Source organism: Neobacillus sp. MER 74, assembly GCF_023714155.1.
In genome coordinates this window covers 212,901-230,115 of record NZ_JAMAUV010000007.1, presented here as the reverse complement: position 1 = coordinate 230,115, position 17,215 = coordinate 212,901, and the positions used below count along the sequence as shown (strand labels likewise).

Sequence of the window (17,215 nt, the reverse complement as noted above, 5' to 3'; positions counted from 1 at the left end):
TGGTTGTTCAAAAAAGCAAGGGGGGACATAAGTGAAAGCAACAGAAGAATTTGCCATCGGTTTAGATATTGGAGGGACGAAGATCCTTTCCGCACTCGTTTCAGAGAACGGAGAAGTTGTTTCGAAAATCCAGTGTGACACAAAGGGGGGAGCGGAAAACTTCAGTCAACAAATCATTTTTGCGATTGAATCCCTCCTAGAAAAAGATGCCATCGAGATGAATCGGATCAAAGGCATTGGTATCGCTACAGCTGGGGTGATCGATTCAAAAAAGAAGGAAATTCTTTATGCAAGCAATTTAGGATTGGAAAATTTTCAAATCGGCAACGTTCTAGAACGGAGGTTTGGTCTTCCTGTTCAGCTTTATAACGATGCCAATGCTGCCGCCGTAGGTGAATGGCTGTGGGGCAGTGGAAAAGGAAAACACAATCTCATCTACATAACGGTTAGTACTGGGATTGGGGCTGGGATCATCAGCAATGACAGCCTTTTAACAGGAAGTCATGATAGCGCCGGAGAATTTGGGCACATCTCGATTAATCTTCATGGTCCTGTATGCCCTTGTGGAAATAAAGGTTGTTTAGAGAACTACGCTTCAGGAACTGCGATTGCCGATATCGCCCGGCAACGGCTTGCCAATGGAGAAGTCAGTCTTTACTTTACCGAGGAATTGGATCAGCTAACCGCCGTTGATATTTGTGCAACAGCCAAAATGGGCGATTCTTTTTCAATCGGATTGCTTAAAGAGGTTGGAGAATCCCTTGGGCTCGGAATAATTAATCTAATCCATCTCTTTAATACAGAAGCGGTGATTTTGGGCGGTGGTGTGATGAGCGAATCAGAATTGATTCTTCCATCGATTCGAAGCACGGTTCAAAAGCATGGCATTCAAAGTATGGTGGAGCAGGTAAAAATCGAGAAATCAACTCTAGGCAGCTACGCATGTGTCGTGGGGGCAACCGGTTTGTTCTTTTGCAAGGCCGATGAACTAGCGGCCCTGCCTCATTAGATTTGGGGATGTTTCCATTTTATAAAACAAAGGGAGAGATGACAGTGTTACATGTTCTATTAATTGGGGCTGGCACGATGGGAAATGTGCATGGTGAAGCCTTCGCAACGATGGAAAATGCCGTTCTTGCAGGAATCGTCGATAAAAATTTGGATAAGGCCAAGAATCTGGCCGGCAAATTACAAACAAAGGCGTTCCAAACATTTGAAGAAGCCATCGAAAATTTGAATAAAGTCGATGTCGTATCGATTTGTTTACCGACTCCATTCCATAAACCATTTTTGAAAAAAGCTGCCGATCAAGGGCTGGATGTCATATGTGAAAAGCCGCTTGCCAGGAACCTGGATGATGCCAGAGAAATGATTGAGTATTGCAAGAAAAAAAACGTCAAGCTTTTTGTTGGTCATGTCGTGCGCTTCTTTCCTGAGTATGTCCGTGCCAAAAAGATTATTGAAGAAGGGACAATCGGTAATACAGCTGTTGTCCGTACGTTTAGAGGGGGAGGCTTCCCGTTCGGTTCAGATGACTGGTATGCGGACTATGAAAAGAGCGGTGGATTGGTGTTAGATATGATTATCCACGACTTCGACTTCCTGCGATGGTGTTTTGGGGACGTGGAACGGGTTTATGCGAAAAGCATCAAGGATGGGAATCTGAAGCGGATTGATTATTCGTTGGTGACGCTTCGCTTTAGAAACGGCGTGATCGCCCATGTCGAAGGATCCTGGGCCCATCAAACCTTCACGACTCGATTTGAATTTGCGGGTCAAAGCGGAATTATTGAACATGACAGCTCTAAGTCTGTCCCTGTTGTATTTGAAGGAAGAAAGAAAAGCACATCTGGCGGCGGCGTAGCCGTTCCGGAAAGTCCGTTAAAACACAATCCTTATTTTGTTGAATTGGACCATTTTATTCACTGTATTGAAACCGGCAACGATCCGGTTGTCACGGCAGAAGATGCCTATAAAGCCATGGAAATTGCCCTTTCTGCACTACAATCCATTGAAACGGGAAGAGAGGTAGTCATTAATGAAAACCAAAAAGAGGAGGCACAAATCCGATGAAGGTAGGGATTATCAGTTTTGCTCATGGTCATGCCAATAGTTACGCTGATGCATTAACCAAGATCGATGGAGTTCAATTGGTAGGAATCACAGATGATGATGTCTATCGTGGGACAAAGGCAGCAGAAACCTATCATACTCAATATTTTAGCCGTTATCAAGAGTTACTAGAGCAGGATATCGATGCAGTGATCATCACATCTGAGAATAGCAAACATCGCGAACATGTGGTGGCTGCAGCAAAGGCTGGTAAACATATTTTGTGTGAGAAACCCATTGCTTCTAAGGTGGAAGATGCACAAGAGATGATCAAAGTTTGTAAGGAAAATCAAGTCATTTTGCAAACAGCCTTCCCGGTCCGCTTTAACTCAGCCATTCTTCGTGCCAAAAAGATCATTGAAAATGGGGATCTTGGGCAAATCCTCGCCATTAAAGGAACGAACCGCGGAACTAATCCGGGCGGATGGTTTGTCGATCCAAAGCTTTCAGGGGGAGGAGCGGTCATTGATCATACCGTCCATGTTGTCGACATCATGAGATGGTTTATGGGGTCTGAGCCAAGGGAAGTATATGCAGAAATTGACCATTCCATCTCACCATATGATATCGACGATTGTGGGATCCTCACCATTGGGTTCGACAATGATGTATTTTCAACTCTGGATTGCAGCTGGTCACGGAACGAAACGTATCCAACCTGGGGGGATGTGACGTTAGAAATTATCGGCAGCGAAGGAACCCTTAAGGTCGATGCGTTCGCCCAAAAGTTAGATGTCTATGACAAGAGTGGTGCGAATTGGAATTATTGGGGAGACAACATGGATTTTGGATTGATAAGTGACTTCTTGAATAGTGCGGCAACCGGGAAAGAACCATCGATTACAGGGACAGATGGTTTAAGGGCACTTGAGGTTGCCTTAGCGGCCTATGAATCTGCCGAGAAAAGGCAGCCTGTCAAGCTGAAGTAATGATCGTGGGAAATCTAAAAAAGGTGGGGACCACATGTTAAAAGGAATCAACCAATGGTGTTATCCAGAGGATACATCTCTGGAGGATGTTTTTAGATATAGTAAGGAAGCTGGGTTTGATGCCGTTGAATTAAATTTGTATCAGCCGGGTGGAATTGGGTTAACATTAGATACCTCCGCCAAGGAGGCAGAAACGATTGGAAAGTTAGCCGACCGTTATGGCCTCCAGTTGCGAAGCCTGTCTACCGGACTTTTGTGGGAAGCCCCCCTTTCTTCGAATGATGAAAGCACCAGGGAGCGGGGAAGAGCGATTGTCAAAAAGCAGCTGGAATTAGCAAATGTAATGGGAATGGATACTGTCTTGGTTGTTCCGGGAATCGTGGATGAGAAGACTTCCTATCAGGATTGCTATCAAAATAGCCATGCCGAGCTTCGATTACTATTGGAAGTTGCCGAACAGCTTGACGTTCATATTGGAGTTGAAAACGTCTGGAACAAATTTTTGTTATCACCACTTGAAATGAAGCGGTATATTGAAGAGCTTCATTCTGATTATGCCGAGGTCTATTTCGATGCAGGAAATGTGCTTCAGTTTGGTTATCCAGAGCAATGGATCCAGATTTTAGGGAAGCATATCAGGAAAGTTCATGTGAAGGATTTTAAACGAAGTGTTGGAAACATCACAGGTTTTGTTCCATTGCTGGCTGGGGACGTGAATTGGAAAGCGGTCCTAACCGCTCTTCATGAGATTGGATATCATGATATCGTTACCGCTGAAATCCCGGCTTATTCGATTTCTCCTTATCATTTAGCACATGATACTTCACGTCATCTGGATGTGATCTTTAACTCCCTTATAACAACTGAAAGGGCGTGAACGGATTGATGGAAAAAATTAATGTTGGTTTCATTGGGGTGGGAGGTATTGCTGCCAAGCATCTGGAGAACATCCATAATAATGAGCATGCCTCGATTGTTGCTGTATGTGATATCGACCCTGACAGAGTCCGGCAGGCAGGGGAACAATACGGGGTAAATACCTATGTCAATGTTGATGATATGCTGCAAAATGAGTCACTGCACGCATTGTTCGTTTGTGTTCCTCCATTTGCCCACGGTGTGATCGAGGAAAAAGCGGCCAGCCGCGGCATCCACCTCATGGTTGAAAAACCAGTGGGACTCAATCTGCCGAATGTTAAGGGAAAGGAAAAAGTGATTGCGGACTCAGGCATTATATGTGCAACGGGATATTGCTTACGGTACCTGGATACGGTAGCCAAAGCCAAAGAATACCTGGCAGGAAAACAAATTGCCATGATACGTGCCCATTATCTGACGATGTTTGTCCCGACACCATGGTACAGGAAAATGGCTTTGTCTGGTGGTCAATTGGTTGAACAATCCACACATACCGTTGACTTAATTCGCTATCTGGGAGGGGGTTTTCGATCCGTGTACACTAATTCGGCATTGAATGTCATGAGTAACATCCCTGATATCGATATTCCGGATGTGACGTCTGTTAACTTTATGATGGAGTCTGGTGCTGTTGGCAATCTTTCATGCACTTTTACCCAACCAGACCATCAAACGGGAATTGAATTCATGGGCCGTGATTTCAGATTGATTATCGATGGAACATCCTTGCATATCATTGAGAAAGATCACAAAGTCACGTTCGAAAGTGAAATGGATTTCTACGAGGAACAGGACAAGGCATTTATAGAAGCAATCCGATCCAATAATAAGGAACGAATCCTTTCTACCTACTCCGATGCGGTGAAAACATTAGCTGTCACATTGGCGGCTAACCATTCAGCGGAAACAGGACAGCCCAAGCAACTGGAAGACTTTATCCTGGCTGCTCAGGGATAAGGGGAAAGATTACTCATAAAATACATTTGGAATATTGCTTTTTCGATAAAGGATCCCGGTATTGAACCGGGATTTTTTATCGGAAAGGCTCTGTTATTATTCATTGTTGATTTTCGTTTAGGTATGAGGATCCATAGGCGGAGAATTTCCGGCTAATGTTTATAGTGGACTCTAAACAGGCAGATATAACCGGAGATATTCCGCTTAATTGCTCTAAATAAGACAAAATCCAAAGATTTGGATCATATAAGCGGAAAAACTTCCTTTATTTTTAAGAAAAAATGGGTATTTTTCAGTTTAGACGGAAATTTTCCGTTTATTTTTCAAACACAGTGAAATCAACATTCAATTTATAACACAGCAATCAGGATGATCAATAAATACCCACGGTCCGCCAAGTATTGAACAACAGAGGAATGATAATGTCCTGTCGCTACTAGAACAATAGGCTGCTTCTTACCAGTTTCTCTCATAACCACCTCCAGAAACTCTACAAATAAATCAAAACCTTCTATAGTATGAGAAACTTTACAAATTTTACGGTATGGTTTGCCTTTATAATGCCTGAAATGAGAGATTAGTTTAGGATGGTAATTCATTGAGATTAAAAAACCACGGTTTTCCTGTGGTTCAGATTAAGAGAAAGCGTTGTTTTATTGTGAAAAAACCTCCTAAGTAAGAACAGATATGACGATTCCACCGAGTGCCGATATAATTACAACAATCCAAGGTGGAAGCTTCCAAATCATAAGTAAAGCAAAAGCAATAGTTGCGAGGCAAAAATCATAAGGTGTTTTAATGGCACTCGTCCAAACAGGATTATACAAAGCAGCAATCAATATCCCGACAACAGCTGCATTAATCCCAGAAAGTGCTGATTGGAATCCTGGTCGAGAACGAAGGATATTCCAGAATGGTAGTGTACCTGCAACAAGGAAAAATGCAGGTAAGAAAATGGCAATCAGTGCAAGTAAACTTCCAATTATCCCATTAGGGTACGGCTTCGATACAAAACCAAGGTAGGAAGAAAAGGTGAATAAAGGACCTGGCACCGCTTGTGCAGCTCCATAACCCGCTAGGAATTGGGCATTCGTCATCCATCCTGTTGGTACAACATCTTGCTGTAATAACGGCAGAACTACGTGTCCGCCACCAAAAACTAATGCTCCTGCACGATAGAAACTATCAAACATTGCGAGTCCCTGATTATGAATAACAAGCCTAAAGAGAGGCAGAACAATCAAAAATGCAAAGAATAGTATAAGAAAGGTAATGCCTGTTTTTTTACTGATTGGTATTTGCATAGGCCGGATTTCCTGTGCCGTATTTTTTTTGAAGATTATCCAACCAAGAAGTCCTGATATAATAATTATAAGCACTTGAACCATTGATGTAGGGATCAATAGAGTGGCAACAGCAGAAATTATTGCTATTGTACCTCGCATTTCCCCTGTTGCAAGTTTACTTGCCATCCCCCAGACCGCTTGAGCCACAACAGCTACAGCTACAATCATCAAACCGTGTAACCAACCCGCATGTTGGATATTTAGCCCTTGTAGCAGCCAAGCAAATACCATGAGTGCAATGGCAGAAGGAAGCGTAAATCCAAGCCATGCCATAAGCCCACCAATCAATCCAGCTCGTTGAATTCCAATAGCAATACCGACTTGACTGCTTGCTGGTCCAGGGAGGAATTGACAAAGTGCGACCAAATCAGCATAATTATTTTCATCTAGCCATTTACGCCGCTTCACATATTCCTCATGAAAATATCCTAAGTGAGCAATTGGACCTCCAAATGATGTGAGTCCTAAACGGGTCGAAACCTTTAAAACCTCAAGAATGCGACTCAACCGATATTCCCCCTCCTTAATCTTTAATCTCGTTGAAGAATTCATTTGCCTTCTTTCTGGCTTCATCAAGAATTACCGCTCCAAGCAATAATAATTTCTCATTTTCCCATATGCAAGCTAATTTTTTTTAAATCATACAAGGGAAGGATATCAGTTTCAGGTAGATTCCGATTTTTCCCTATATAAGGTAATAATAATGCTGTCAGAAAAAGATGAATTTATTTTAAAAAAGATAACAACATTTTATAAAAGATGGTCCTTTTGTTAATTGCAGGCAGGGGACATTAGTTGATAAATATGTGGAAAAATATAGTTTCCTATCTTCTAGACTGGATTGTTTTTATGCAAGCATTTATTGTGTTTTTCATCCCATGTTCTATCTCGAGATTTTTTAGTTGGATCAGTACTTCAAAGGAAGAGTGATGAGAATGTGGAGATCAAAGATCAGAAAAACAAAAAAACATGCAATTGAAAGTGAAAATAAGGAAGATTATAAGCCTTATGAAAATTTAACAGGTTACTTTGAACGGAGAAGTTAAATTTTCAGGAGCTGCCGTGATTACAGGAAAGACAAAAAAGTTGCTTGGTTTTTTGAATGAAGAGGAATTGGATGGCTTAACGTGGATGACTGGACAGGGAAAAGGCGGTTTGGTGAAAAACTTTGATAAAGAGACAAATCAGCCAATCATTTACGAGGTAAAGTCTATGAAAAGCAAAATCACTCCTCATATTAATGGGAACAACATTTCTTTTGATGTAAAAATCGAATCAGAAGGGCGTATTTCTGAAAATTGGGTGGTTTCAGAGGAAAATTCCGGAAAAAATTTTTAAAAAGGGCTGAAAAAGCGACTGAAGAAGAAGTGAATCGATTGGTAAATAATGTAGGAGAAAAAATGCAAAAGGATTACCAAGTCGACGTTGCCGGCTTCGGAAATCGATTGAGAATTGAACATCCTAGAGTATGGGAAAAAGTCAAAAAGATTGGGACCAAACATTTAGTGAAGTTCCAATCAAATACAACGTGAAATTAACTAGTATAGATTCTGGGGCGTCAAGCTTCAAAAAGTGATATTACTGAGATTAGAAAACGAAAAAATCAAAAAATAATACATCTAACGCTCGAGAGTGGCACAAGATCCAAACCAGCCGAACCTAAGACAAGTGCATTTAATTCAAATTATGTATGAGATTAAATTTGATGTTGGTTCACTTACTGTCATTGAACCATTCAATGATGATGCTGATGACACACTTTCAAGTATTTTAGGATTAGATAATAATTGATTGGTAAGGTCTTTTAATTTTTTTCGTACCCCTCCTATATTAATTATACCATATTAAAAAAGGTCAATATAGACTGTTTATTCCCATTTACAACTGCTAAAATGCAATAGAAACTTTAATGACATTTGTTGGAGGGATTGAATGAGTTCATTGGTTCTCGGTTTTCAGGAAATGGAAAAAACGCAATTAATGCTTGTTGGTGGAAAAGGGTTGAATTTAGGGGAATTATCGAAAATTCAAGGAATACAAGTGCCGGAGGGCTTTTGCGTTACCACCGTGGGTTATCAAACAGCCATCGAAGATAACGATTCATTTCAAAGATTATTGGACCAACTAACGATGCTAAAAGCGGACAATCGTGAACCAATTGGTGAAATCAGTCAGAAGATTCGTCAAATCATTATGGAAGTAGAAATTCCTTCCGATGTTGTGTCCTCAGTTGCTGACTATCTCTCCCGCTTTGGAGAAGGACATGCGTATGCTGTGCGTTCGAGTGCAACCGCGGAAGATTTGCCGCATGCCTCTTTTGCTGGGCAACAAGACACCTATTTAAATATCATTGGAAAAGAAGCCATCTTCCAGCATATCAGAAAATGTTGGGCTTCACTATTTACCGATCGAGCGGTAATTTACCGAATTCAACATGGATTTGATCACAGACAAGTTTATTTATCCGTAATCGTTCAAAAGATGGTTTTCCCACAGGCTTCAGGGATTTTATTTACCGCTGATCCGATTACTGGAAACCGCAAGCTGTTATCCATCGATGCCAGTTTTGGGCTTGGAGAAGCACTAGTCTCTGGTTTGGTCTCTGCCGATTGTTACAAAGTCCAGGATGATCAAATCACAGATAGAATGATCGCAGCCAAAAAATTGGCTATCTATGCACTTGAAGAAGGCGGAACAGAGACCGTACCAATCGATGCTGATCAGCAAAAGACGCAAACACTGACTGACCAACAAATTTTACAATTAGCACGGATTGGAAGACAGATTGAAACACATTTTGGCAAGCCGCAAGATATCGAATGGTGTTTGGTAGATGATACATTCTATATCGTCCAGAGCCGTCCAATCACCACGCTTTTCCCGATCCCTGAAGCGGATGACCAGGAAAATCACGTCTATATCTCTGTCGGCCACCAACAAATGATGACCGACCCCATTAGACCATTGGGATTGTCTTTTTTCCTATTAACAACGAATGCACCGATGCGTAAGGCTGGTGGAAGGTTGTTTGTTGATATCGCACGTCAATTGGCATCACCTGCTAGTAGAAACATGTTATTAAATATGATGGGGCAACACGATCCACTCATGAAAGACGCCATTATGAACATTATTGAGCGTGGAGATTTTATTAAATTATTACCAAATGAAAAAGAAGCACCGAGGCCAGTCAGAGGCAATACGGCTATGCCGGAACCATTCGAAAATAATCCCTCGATCGTTTCCGAATTGATTAAGAAAAATCAAACATCGATAGAAGAGTTAAAACAAAACATCCAAACGAAATCTGGATCAGATTTATTTGATTTTATTCTAGAAGATATACAGGAATTAAAGAAGATTTTATTTGACCCACAAAGTACAGCGACATTTATGGCTGCGATGAATGCTTCCACATGGATGAATGAAAAAATGAATGAATGGTTAGATGAAAAAAACGTAGCAGACACGCTTTCTCAATCTGTACCAAATAATATTACTTCGGAAATGGGTCTGGCGCTATTGGATGTTGCCGATGTGATTCGACCATATCCAGAGGTAATTAATTTTTTACAGAATGTAAAAGATGACAACTTTTTGAATGTATTGGATCAGTTTGATGGAGGAAGGGAAACCCGAGACGCTTTCCATGCTTTTCTCACTAAATATGGAATGCGATGTGCCGGTGAAATTGATATAACGAGAACACGTTGGAGCGAAAATCCAATGATTCTTGTCCCTTTGATACTTGGGAACATCAAAAACTTTGAGCCCCATGCTGGCAAGCGGAAATTCGAACAAGGACTGCGTGTTGCTTTGGAAAAGGAAAATGAGTTATTAGAACGATTGAAACAATTACCGGATGGTGAAAAAAAAGCGAATGAAACAAAACGAATGATTGATCTAATCCGGAATTTCATCGGGTACCGGGAATATCCAAAATACGGCATGATTAATCGCTACTTCGTTTATAAGCAGGCTTTACTGAAGGAAGCCGAACAGCTCGTGAATGCGGGCGTGATTCATGAAAAAGAAGATATCTACTATCTCACATTTGAAGAATTCCGCGAGACCGTCCGCACTAAAAAACTGGATTACCAGTTGATTAACAAACAGAAAGATGAGTACAAATTATATGAAAAACTGACTACCCCGCGGGTAATCACATCGGATGGTGAAACACTATCAGGTGCGTACAAACGAGAAAATCTCCCAGCTGAAGCGATTGCGGGTCTGCCTGTTTCTGCGGGCGTAATCGAGGGACGGGCGCGTGTCCTCTTAAATATGGAAGATGCGGATCTAGAAGAGGGAGATATATTGGTCACTTCCTTTACGGACCCTAGCTGGACCCCATTGTTTGTATCCATAAAAGGTCTAGTCACCGAAGTTGGTGGACTAATGACCCATGGAGCCGTGATCGCACGTGAATATGGATTACCAGCCGTTGTCGGAGTTGAAAATGCTACCAAACTGATAAAAGACGGGCAACGAATTCGCGTGAATGGGACAGAGGGGTATATTGAAATATTGTAATTACTGATAACATCCAACTATTAATGTTTGCACCGTTCTAGTTGTCTTTTGAGCGGTAAGATTTTTGTTTAACAAGGGTGCACTACAAGAACAACAGATTTGCAAATCAAGCTGTCATAATGGCAGCTTTTTATATTACGCCACTTTATTGAAATAAAAAATGGTATGTTTTTGTCAGAAAAGATGGTATGTATATCTTAATATGATGAAATATAGAAGGGATAGAACGTTTTGAAAAAGTTTACGAGTTTACTTATTAGTCTCATTTTCATATTGTTAACAGGCTGCAGTGCAAATGATTTTGAAATCAAGCTATCTACGCCCAAATCCTTTACACCTGATCAAGCTACTCCCATTCAAATGAAGATTTTAGATCGAGAGGGTAAACCAGTCGAAGGTGCGAAAGTCAGCGTTGATTTGGATATGCAAGGGATGAGTCATGGAGATATTTCCATGAAAATGGAGGAAACAGGAAAGGGTATGTATGTTGGACAAGCTGATTTCGAAATGGAAGGGGACTATACGGCTGCCATTACGATCGACTACAAAGGTGAAAAATGGCTGGGTGAAAAAAGATTTTCAATTGTGTACAATAAGGCACAATAGTTTTTTATAAAAACTTTTAACAAAATTAATCGCCACCATGCCCATGGTATTGTTATAATGGTGTCAAGAAGGGGGTGCTACACGTTGGAGAATCCTTCAAGATTGTCTGGTACTTCTGCCACTCATGCAAAGCCTATTATGGAAACGGCGATACTTTGCGTGGGGCAAAACTAACTTAAAATTCATATCGCCTATTTCATCCTGGCTTTGCACCTTATTTAATTCATTCATAAATAAGGAGCTGGCAGTCTTGAAATATGTAAATGCAAGCAACATATTACCTGAGAATCTTATAAAAGAAATTCAAAAATATGTACAAGGGGAAACGATTTATATCCCAAAACCTGAAACGACTTTTCGTAAATGGGGCACTATAAGCGGTGGAAGAAAGCTCCTCGATCAGCGCAATTCTAAAATAAAAAGCGCCTTTATGAGCGGAACAAATATTCAGGATTTAGCGGATGAATATTTCCTTTCCATCGAAACTATCAAAAAAATAGTGTACAAAAAGCACGGATGATTTCTCCGTGCTTTTTTATGTATAAAACATTTCTCAGTGGAATTTTACATTTTCCCATACAGTGATATTCTTTAAAATAAACGGAAGGAGGGTGAAGAAATGACCGAAAAGTTTATTAAAAATGCGGATTTTAATTTTATACAAAATCAGGTAGCCCTGATAAAAGATAGCTACAAAAAGAATGTGGCCCCAAATGTAATTCAGGCCGTAAAGGATTTAGCGAACGCGAAAATTATCGAACTATATCCAAATGCAACGAACGAGCAACAGAAAATGTTAGATCTTTCTGCGTATAAAACCGACCAAGAATATGACAAATACATGAGGCGGCTTCAGGACTCTCGGTTACCATTACCTAAGATCCCTGAGGCCCAATTGAAAAAAATGTTTCCCAAAAATAAAAAATTAAAGCTTCCTGATTTAGACAAAATGAATCTAGATCAGATGTCATATTTAAGTTGGGTAGATATCAGCACAAATAAGAAATTTATTGTGTTCGAGTTAGAGGAGAAGATGGTTGGAATTGAATGCAAATACACCATCCTTCCTAAGGACAATATCTGTTCCTTCTGTAATCGATTTGGCCAGGTAGCCTATATCTCCACTGTTACAAAGGCAAAAAAAGCTAAAAATCCTGATTACTATAAAGCGATCGGCAACTATATGTGCTTTGATAGCGAAGAATGTAACAAGAAAATTACCAATGTCGATTATTTAACCATTTTCTTGAAAGAGTCGTTGGGAGAAAAAACTGTCCTGTAAGGAAAAAACTTCCTTTATATTTAAGGGGTTGCACATATCGGTTGTGGGATCAGGTGAAGCAGCCGAGCTGATAGATAGACGGAGAAATTCCGCCTAATTCGTAATTATTAATAAAAAAGACGAAAATAGAAGGAGAAATTCCGCCTATTTTCTCGAAAAATTCAAAAATGGAGGATTTTGCTTTGCATAAGCGGAAATCTTCCCCTTATTTTCCCCGAAACGAGCTCCAATCTGCATTTAACCGGAAAATCTCCGCTTAATTTACTTTTGCTAGTTACTCGATTAAGGACAAAACATCTTAAAATATCTCAAAAACTGAAGAGAACCCACGTTCACCCAAGTCCCGAAAAAATGGAACCGCTTCCCCTAATTATATTTGTTTACCCTTTAGCAAGGTTCAGGTTATAATAAGGTTTATTAAATTTAGGATTCCGAAATAAATGCCCAAAATACAATTTATTTATATAGAAAGGCGATGGACATTGAATATATTAAGTGGAAAAAAAAGAATACAGCTTGCCATCCTTCTGGGATCACTTGGACTGTTAGGACCATTTACAATCGACACGTATTTACCGTCTTTTCCAACGATTGTAAAAGATTTTGATACGACGGCTTCACTTGTACAGATTAGTTTAACCTCCTGTTTATTAGGTCTCGGATTAGGGCAACTGGTTATTGGTCCGATGAGTGATGTGAAAGGACGCAGGCAGCCCTTGCTCATCTTTATCACCTTGTACTTACTTGCTTCTATTACTTGTGCGTTGGCGCCTAATATCTATTTCCTGATTCTTGCTCGTCTAGTTCAGGGTTTTGCTGCTGCCGGCGGACTTGTGATTTCAAAAGCGATTGTCAGGGATCTTTTTAGTGGTAAGGAACTGACCAAGTTCTTTACGCTGATGGTGTTAGTAGGGAATCTCGGGCCGATCGCTGCACCAATTGTTGGAGGCGGGATTCTTACGTTTACCAATTGGCATGGGGTTTTTCTTGCTTTAGCTTGTATTGGTGCGGTGCTGCTCTTCACGGTTACACTCAAATTAGAAGAAACCTTGCCAGATGAAAACCGTGTTCCAAGCAATCTGCCACAAATCATGAGCAACTTTGGTTCTTTATTCAGAAATCGAACATTCATGGGATACGCACTCACGCAAGCCTTTACGACGGCAGGAATCTTTGCCTATGTATCTGGGATTCCGTTTGTCTATCAAAATATTTATCATATCACACCGCAGCAATTTAGTTTCTTATTTGGAACCAATGGATTAGCATTAATCATTGGAAGTCAGTTAGTTGGCCGCTTGACAGACATCATTCCGGAGCGGACCTTCTTAAAAATAGGTTTAGCCATCGCTAATATAGCTGGTGCCGTTTTACTCATTGCATTACTATTAAACGCACCACTTTTCGCCGTTGCCATTCCCATTTTCTTTTTTATCGCTTCCATCAGTATGATTGGCACCACCTCATTTACTTTAGCGATTGAAACGCAAGGCCATATTGCGGGAAGCGCCTCGGCCTTATTAGGTGTTTTGCCATTTGTACTTGGCTCATTAAGTGCTCCGCTTGTAGGAATAGCAGGGGCATATACAGGCGTTCCGATGGGTGTCATCATCTTATGCTCTAGCATTCTTGCTTTCCTTTCCTACTTTGTGTTGGTACAAAAAGCATCCCTCCCGATCCCGCTATCGGGTGACCAACGCTCAGTTAAGAAACCAAGTATCTAAAGAATAAAAAGGAGAACACATTTCGTTAACGAGCGAATGTGTTCTCCTTTATTTGTCTACTATTAATCTTAATAAGAACATATAGGTTAGGATTTTTCCTCTCAATATATTTTTACAAGGTTAATCGGTATATCTAACACCCTTTAGCATCATATTGACCTTTGATTTCGTCTCATGGACAATATTTTTTTGAAATTCTTTTGCCTTTTTGAAGGCATCCATCATTCCTGATGCTAAAATTTTTATTTCTCTCGTACCAACAGGTTCTTCTAGAAGAAAAATATATTCTTTCATGCTGTGTCACCTCACAAGTTGTAATTTTAAGATAATTATATACGATTATGTAAGCGATTACCATAATTATTTGTGAGCGTTTTCACTTATTTTTTTTAATGTTTTTCTATATAGGTTAAATACGGTCCTAACATTTCCGTTTTATGGAGTGTGAAGATCTTGGAAAAAAATTCATTTACATTCGCTGAACATAGGAGTAATATAAACACAGTTTCAAATTTCTAAATCGCTGAAACCAATAGGTACGGGGGAACCATTTTTGTGGGATATGACTTATCCCAAGGGGTGAATCCTTTTAAGGTAGGGCTACTCAAAGGTCCGAATCCGACAGCTAACCTCGTAAGCGTTATATGAGAAGGAAGGTGGAACTTGTGACACGAGAAAAATGATGTGTCTACAGGTCTATTTACTATGACTTGTAGGCACTTTTTTTATTTATGTAAAGTTAGATCACATTGTAAAAGGGCAATATTAATCTTTTAAACTATTAGGTGGCGAAAAATAAATGATTTCTGTATTAAAAAGGTTTTTAATTGGACGTCCGTTGAAGTCCAACGAATTAGGAGAACAGAAACTTAACAAAACCAAAGCCTTGGCGATCCTTTCATCCGATGCACTCTCGTCCGTGGCCTATGGTCCTGAACAAATACTGATTGTTTTAGTTACTCTAGGGGCCGCCGCATTTTGGTATTCGATTCCAATCGCCGTGGGTGTATTAATCCTTTTAACAGCCCTTATTCTGTCATATCGGCAAATCATCTTTGCGTATCCACACGGCGGGGGAGCCTATGTAGTTTCAAAAAACAACCTAGGTGTAAATCCCGGTTTAATCGCCGGGGGCTCCCTTTTGGTAGATTACATCTTAACGGTTGCGGTAAGTGTGTCTGCAGGTACGGACGCTATCACTTCTGCGTTTCCTGCCTTGCATCCATTTAATGTTGAGATTGCCATTGTTTTCGTGATTTTGATTACCATTTTAAATTTACGAGGTGTTACGGAGTCTGCATCCATATTAGCCTACCCCGTGTACTTGTTCGTTTTAGCGTTATTCATCTTAATCGGTGTAGGTTTTTATCATATTTTATCAGGAGGAGTTTCGCCTGAATTACATCACCCAATTGGTACACCAGTAGCAGGAATCAGTTTGTTTATTCTCTTGAGGGCGTTTGCTTCGGGAAGTTCCGCCTTAACTGGGGTTGAGGCGATATCCAACGCCATACCTAATTTCAAAAATCCGGCACCAAATAATGCTTCTAAAACGTTAATGATGATGGGTGTGTTGCTTGGCTTATTATTTTCAGGGATTATTTATTTAGCTTACTATTATGGGATTACTCCGAGGGCAGAGGTAACGGTGGTATCACAGATTGCAGAGGAAACTTTCGGTCGGAATGTCATGTACTATTTTATTCAAGGTACGACAGCATTAATCTTAATCCTGGCGGCAAACACTGGTTATTCTGCATTCCCATTGCTGGCAGTTAATCTTGCCAAAGATAAGTTTATACCAAGGATGTTCCTAATTAGAGGAGACCGATTGGGGTACTCAAATGGCATTATCATGCTAGCCATCTCGTCCATCCTATTAATTATTGCTTTTCATGCGGAAACAGAGCATCTGATCCCGCTTTATGCTGTCGGGGTGTTTATTCCATTTACCTTATCCCAAACGGGCATGATCGTTAAATGGATTCGCGAGAGGCCACAGGGCTGGCTTCCCAAACTATTCATTAACACAATAGGGGCAATGATTAGCTTCATTGTCACCATGATGTTCTTTTTAACTAAATTTACTCAAGTATGGCCAGTACTAGTCTTTTTACCTATGATTCTATTTGTTTTCTATCGCATTAGAAAGCATTATGAAGCAGTTGGGGAACAACTTAGCCTGGCTACTTGTGAACCTCTGATGCCAATTGAAGGAAATGTACTAATCGTTCCTGTGGCTGGTATGACCAATGTGGTGGCGAATTCGATAAACTATGCTAAATCCCTTTCTCAAGAACATATCATCGCTGTATATGTTTCCTTTGAAAGAGACGATGAAAAGAACTTTGAAGAAAAGTGGAAGAAGTGGCAGCCGCATGTAAGACTCGTGACGCTCCACTCGCATTATAGAAGTATCATTAATCCTCTTACCAAATTTGTGGATACGATCGAACATAAAGCGAGTGAAGCGAACTACCGAGTGACTGTAATCATTCCGCAATTTATCCCGAAAAAAGGCTGGCACAATATTCTTCATAATCAATCAAGTTTACTCATTCGTGCCTACTTGCTGTTTCGGAAAAACGTGATTATCACTACGGTTCCTTACCATTTAAAAAAATAAGAATAGACATCATTTTTTTAGGGCTCTTAAAAAGGCTTGCCATTTCGCTGTTACACGGTGTAATAGCGAAACGGAGCCCAATAGGGAAAAACAGGTACAGCTCCGGGGCTTATATAATATTTGGTATGTCCAATTAGATAGTAATTATGAGGAGGGCTCCCCATAATAGGCAGACCCCATTC

15 protein-coding genes, 1 pseudogene and 1 riboswitch are annotated in these 17,215 nt (G+C 40.4%); of the genes and pseudogenes, 13 read left to right on the top strand and 3 right to left on the bottom strand.

Features of this window, described 5'->3' with window-relative positions; translation table 11 throughout:
* Positions 1-31: 31 nt before the first annotated feature.
* The 5 genes from M3610_RS14545 to M3610_RS14525 are packed head-to-tail and all read left to right on the top strand — an operon-like array spanning position 32 to position 4,916.
* Positions 32-1,009 carry an ROK family protein gene (locus M3610_RS14545; protein ID WP_251460049.1) on the top strand — a complete coding sequence of 326 codons (978 nt, stop codon included), beginning with the start codon at positions 32-34 and terminating at the stop codon, positions 1,007-1,009.
* Between the two features lie 44 nt (positions 1,010-1,053).
* On the top strand, positions 1,054-2,073 hold the full coding sequence (locus M3610_RS14540; protein WP_251460048.1) for a Gfo/Idh/MocA family protein: 1,020 nt from the start codon (positions 1,054-1,056) through the stop codon (positions 2,071-2,073).
* Positions 2,070-3,041 (top strand): Gfo/Idh/MocA family protein, encoded by a 972-nt coding sequence (locus M3610_RS14535; protein WP_251460046.1) that lies wholly within the window; start codon positions 2,070-2,072, stop codon positions 3,039-3,041. Before M3610_RS14540 ends, M3610_RS14535 begins: the two co-directional genes overlap by 4 nt.
* A 34-nt stretch (positions 3,042-3,075) precedes the next feature.
* The gene (locus M3610_RS14530; protein ID WP_251460045.1) at positions 3,076-3,918 is read left to right on the top strand and encodes a sugar phosphate isomerase/epimerase family protein; all 843 of its coding nucleotides are present in this window, start codon (positions 3,076-3,078) and stop codon (positions 3,916-3,918) included.
* 8 nt (positions 3,919-3,926) lie between these two features.
* On the top strand, positions 3,927-4,916 hold the full coding sequence (locus M3610_RS14525; protein ID WP_251460085.1) for a Gfo/Idh/MocA family protein: 990 nt from the start codon (positions 3,927-3,929) through the stop codon (positions 4,914-4,916).
* Between the two features lie 350 nt (positions 4,917-5,266).
* Here the strand turns inward: M3610_RS14525 and M3610_RS28010 are convergent, their stop codons facing one another.
* On the bottom strand, positions 5,267-5,389 hold the full coding sequence (locus M3610_RS28010; RefSeq protein ID WP_285851233.1) for a hypothetical protein: 123 nt from the start codon (positions 5,387-5,389) through the stop codon (positions 5,267-5,269).
* Between the two features lie 198 nt (positions 5,390-5,587).
* Entirely contained in the window at positions 5,588-6,814 is a 1,227-nt protein-coding gene (locus M3610_RS14520) for a chromate transporter (RefSeq protein ID WP_251460083.1), read from the bottom strand.
* A 480-nt stretch (positions 6,815-7,294) separates the two neighbouring features.
* On the opposite strand from M3610_RS14520, the pseudogene M3610_RS14515 reads away from it, so the two are divergent.
* The 7 genes and pseudogenes from M3610_RS14515 to M3610_RS14485 form a co-directional block, all read left to right on the top strand.
* Positions 7,295-7,838, top strand: a pseudogene (locus tag M3610_RS14515) (Ger(x)C family spore germination C-terminal domain-containing protein); the annotation flags it as partial.
* 56 nt (positions 7,839-7,894) lie between these two features.
* Complete coding sequence (locus tag M3610_RS14510) at positions 7,895-8,053, top strand: hypothetical protein (RefSeq protein ID WP_251460043.1); 159 nt, start codon at positions 7,895-7,897, stop codon at positions 8,051-8,053.
* A 141-nt stretch (positions 8,054-8,194) separates the two neighbouring features.
* The gene (gene ppsA, locus M3610_RS14505) at positions 8,195-10,795 is read left to right on the top strand and encodes a phosphoenolpyruvate synthase (RefSeq protein WP_251460041.1); all 2,601 of its coding nucleotides are present in this window, start codon (positions 8,195-8,197) and stop codon (positions 10,793-10,795) included.
* Positions 10,796-11,026: 231 nt separating this feature from the next.
* The gene (locus M3610_RS14500) at positions 11,027-11,401 is read left to right on the top strand and encodes a FixH family protein (protein ID WP_251460039.1); all 375 of its coding nucleotides are present in this window, start codon (positions 11,027-11,029) and stop codon (positions 11,399-11,401) included.
* A gap of 250 nt (positions 11,402-11,651) precedes the next feature.
* Positions 11,652-11,921 (top strand): CD3324 family protein, encoded by a 270-nt coding sequence (locus M3610_RS14495; RefSeq protein ID WP_251460037.1) that lies wholly within the window; start codon positions 11,652-11,654, stop codon positions 11,919-11,921.
* Positions 11,922-12,020: 99 nt separating this feature from the next.
* Positions 12,021-12,683, top strand: a complete 663-nt coding sequence (locus tag M3610_RS14490; RefSeq protein ID WP_251460036.1) for a FusB/FusC family EF-G-binding protein — start codon at positions 12,021-12,023, stop codon at positions 12,681-12,683.
* 482 nt (positions 12,684-13,165) lie between these two features.
* A complete protein-coding gene (locus tag M3610_RS14485; protein ID WP_251460034.1) occupies positions 13,166-14,407 on the top strand; it encodes a Bcr/CflA family multidrug efflux MFS transporter in 1,242 nt (413 codons plus the stop codon).
* Between the two features lie 120 nt (positions 14,408-14,527).
* Here M3610_RS14485 and M3610_RS14480 read toward each other — a convergent pair whose 3' ends face one another.
* Positions 14,528-14,701, bottom strand: coding sequence for a hypothetical protein (locus M3610_RS14480; protein WP_251460032.1), 174 nt, complete (start codon positions 14,699-14,701; stop codon positions 14,528-14,530).
* Positions 14,702-14,918: 217 nt separating this feature from the next.
* A riboswitch (cyclic di-AMP (ydaO/yuaA leader) is annotated at positions 14,919-15,063 on the top strand.
* A gap of 143 nt (positions 15,064-15,206) precedes the next feature.
* Here M3610_RS14480 and M3610_RS14475 point away from each other — a divergent pair.
* Entirely contained in the window at positions 15,207-17,033 is a 1,827-nt protein-coding gene (locus M3610_RS14475) for an APC family permease (RefSeq protein WP_251460031.1), read from the top strand.
* Positions 17,034-17,215 lie beyond the last annotated feature (182 nt).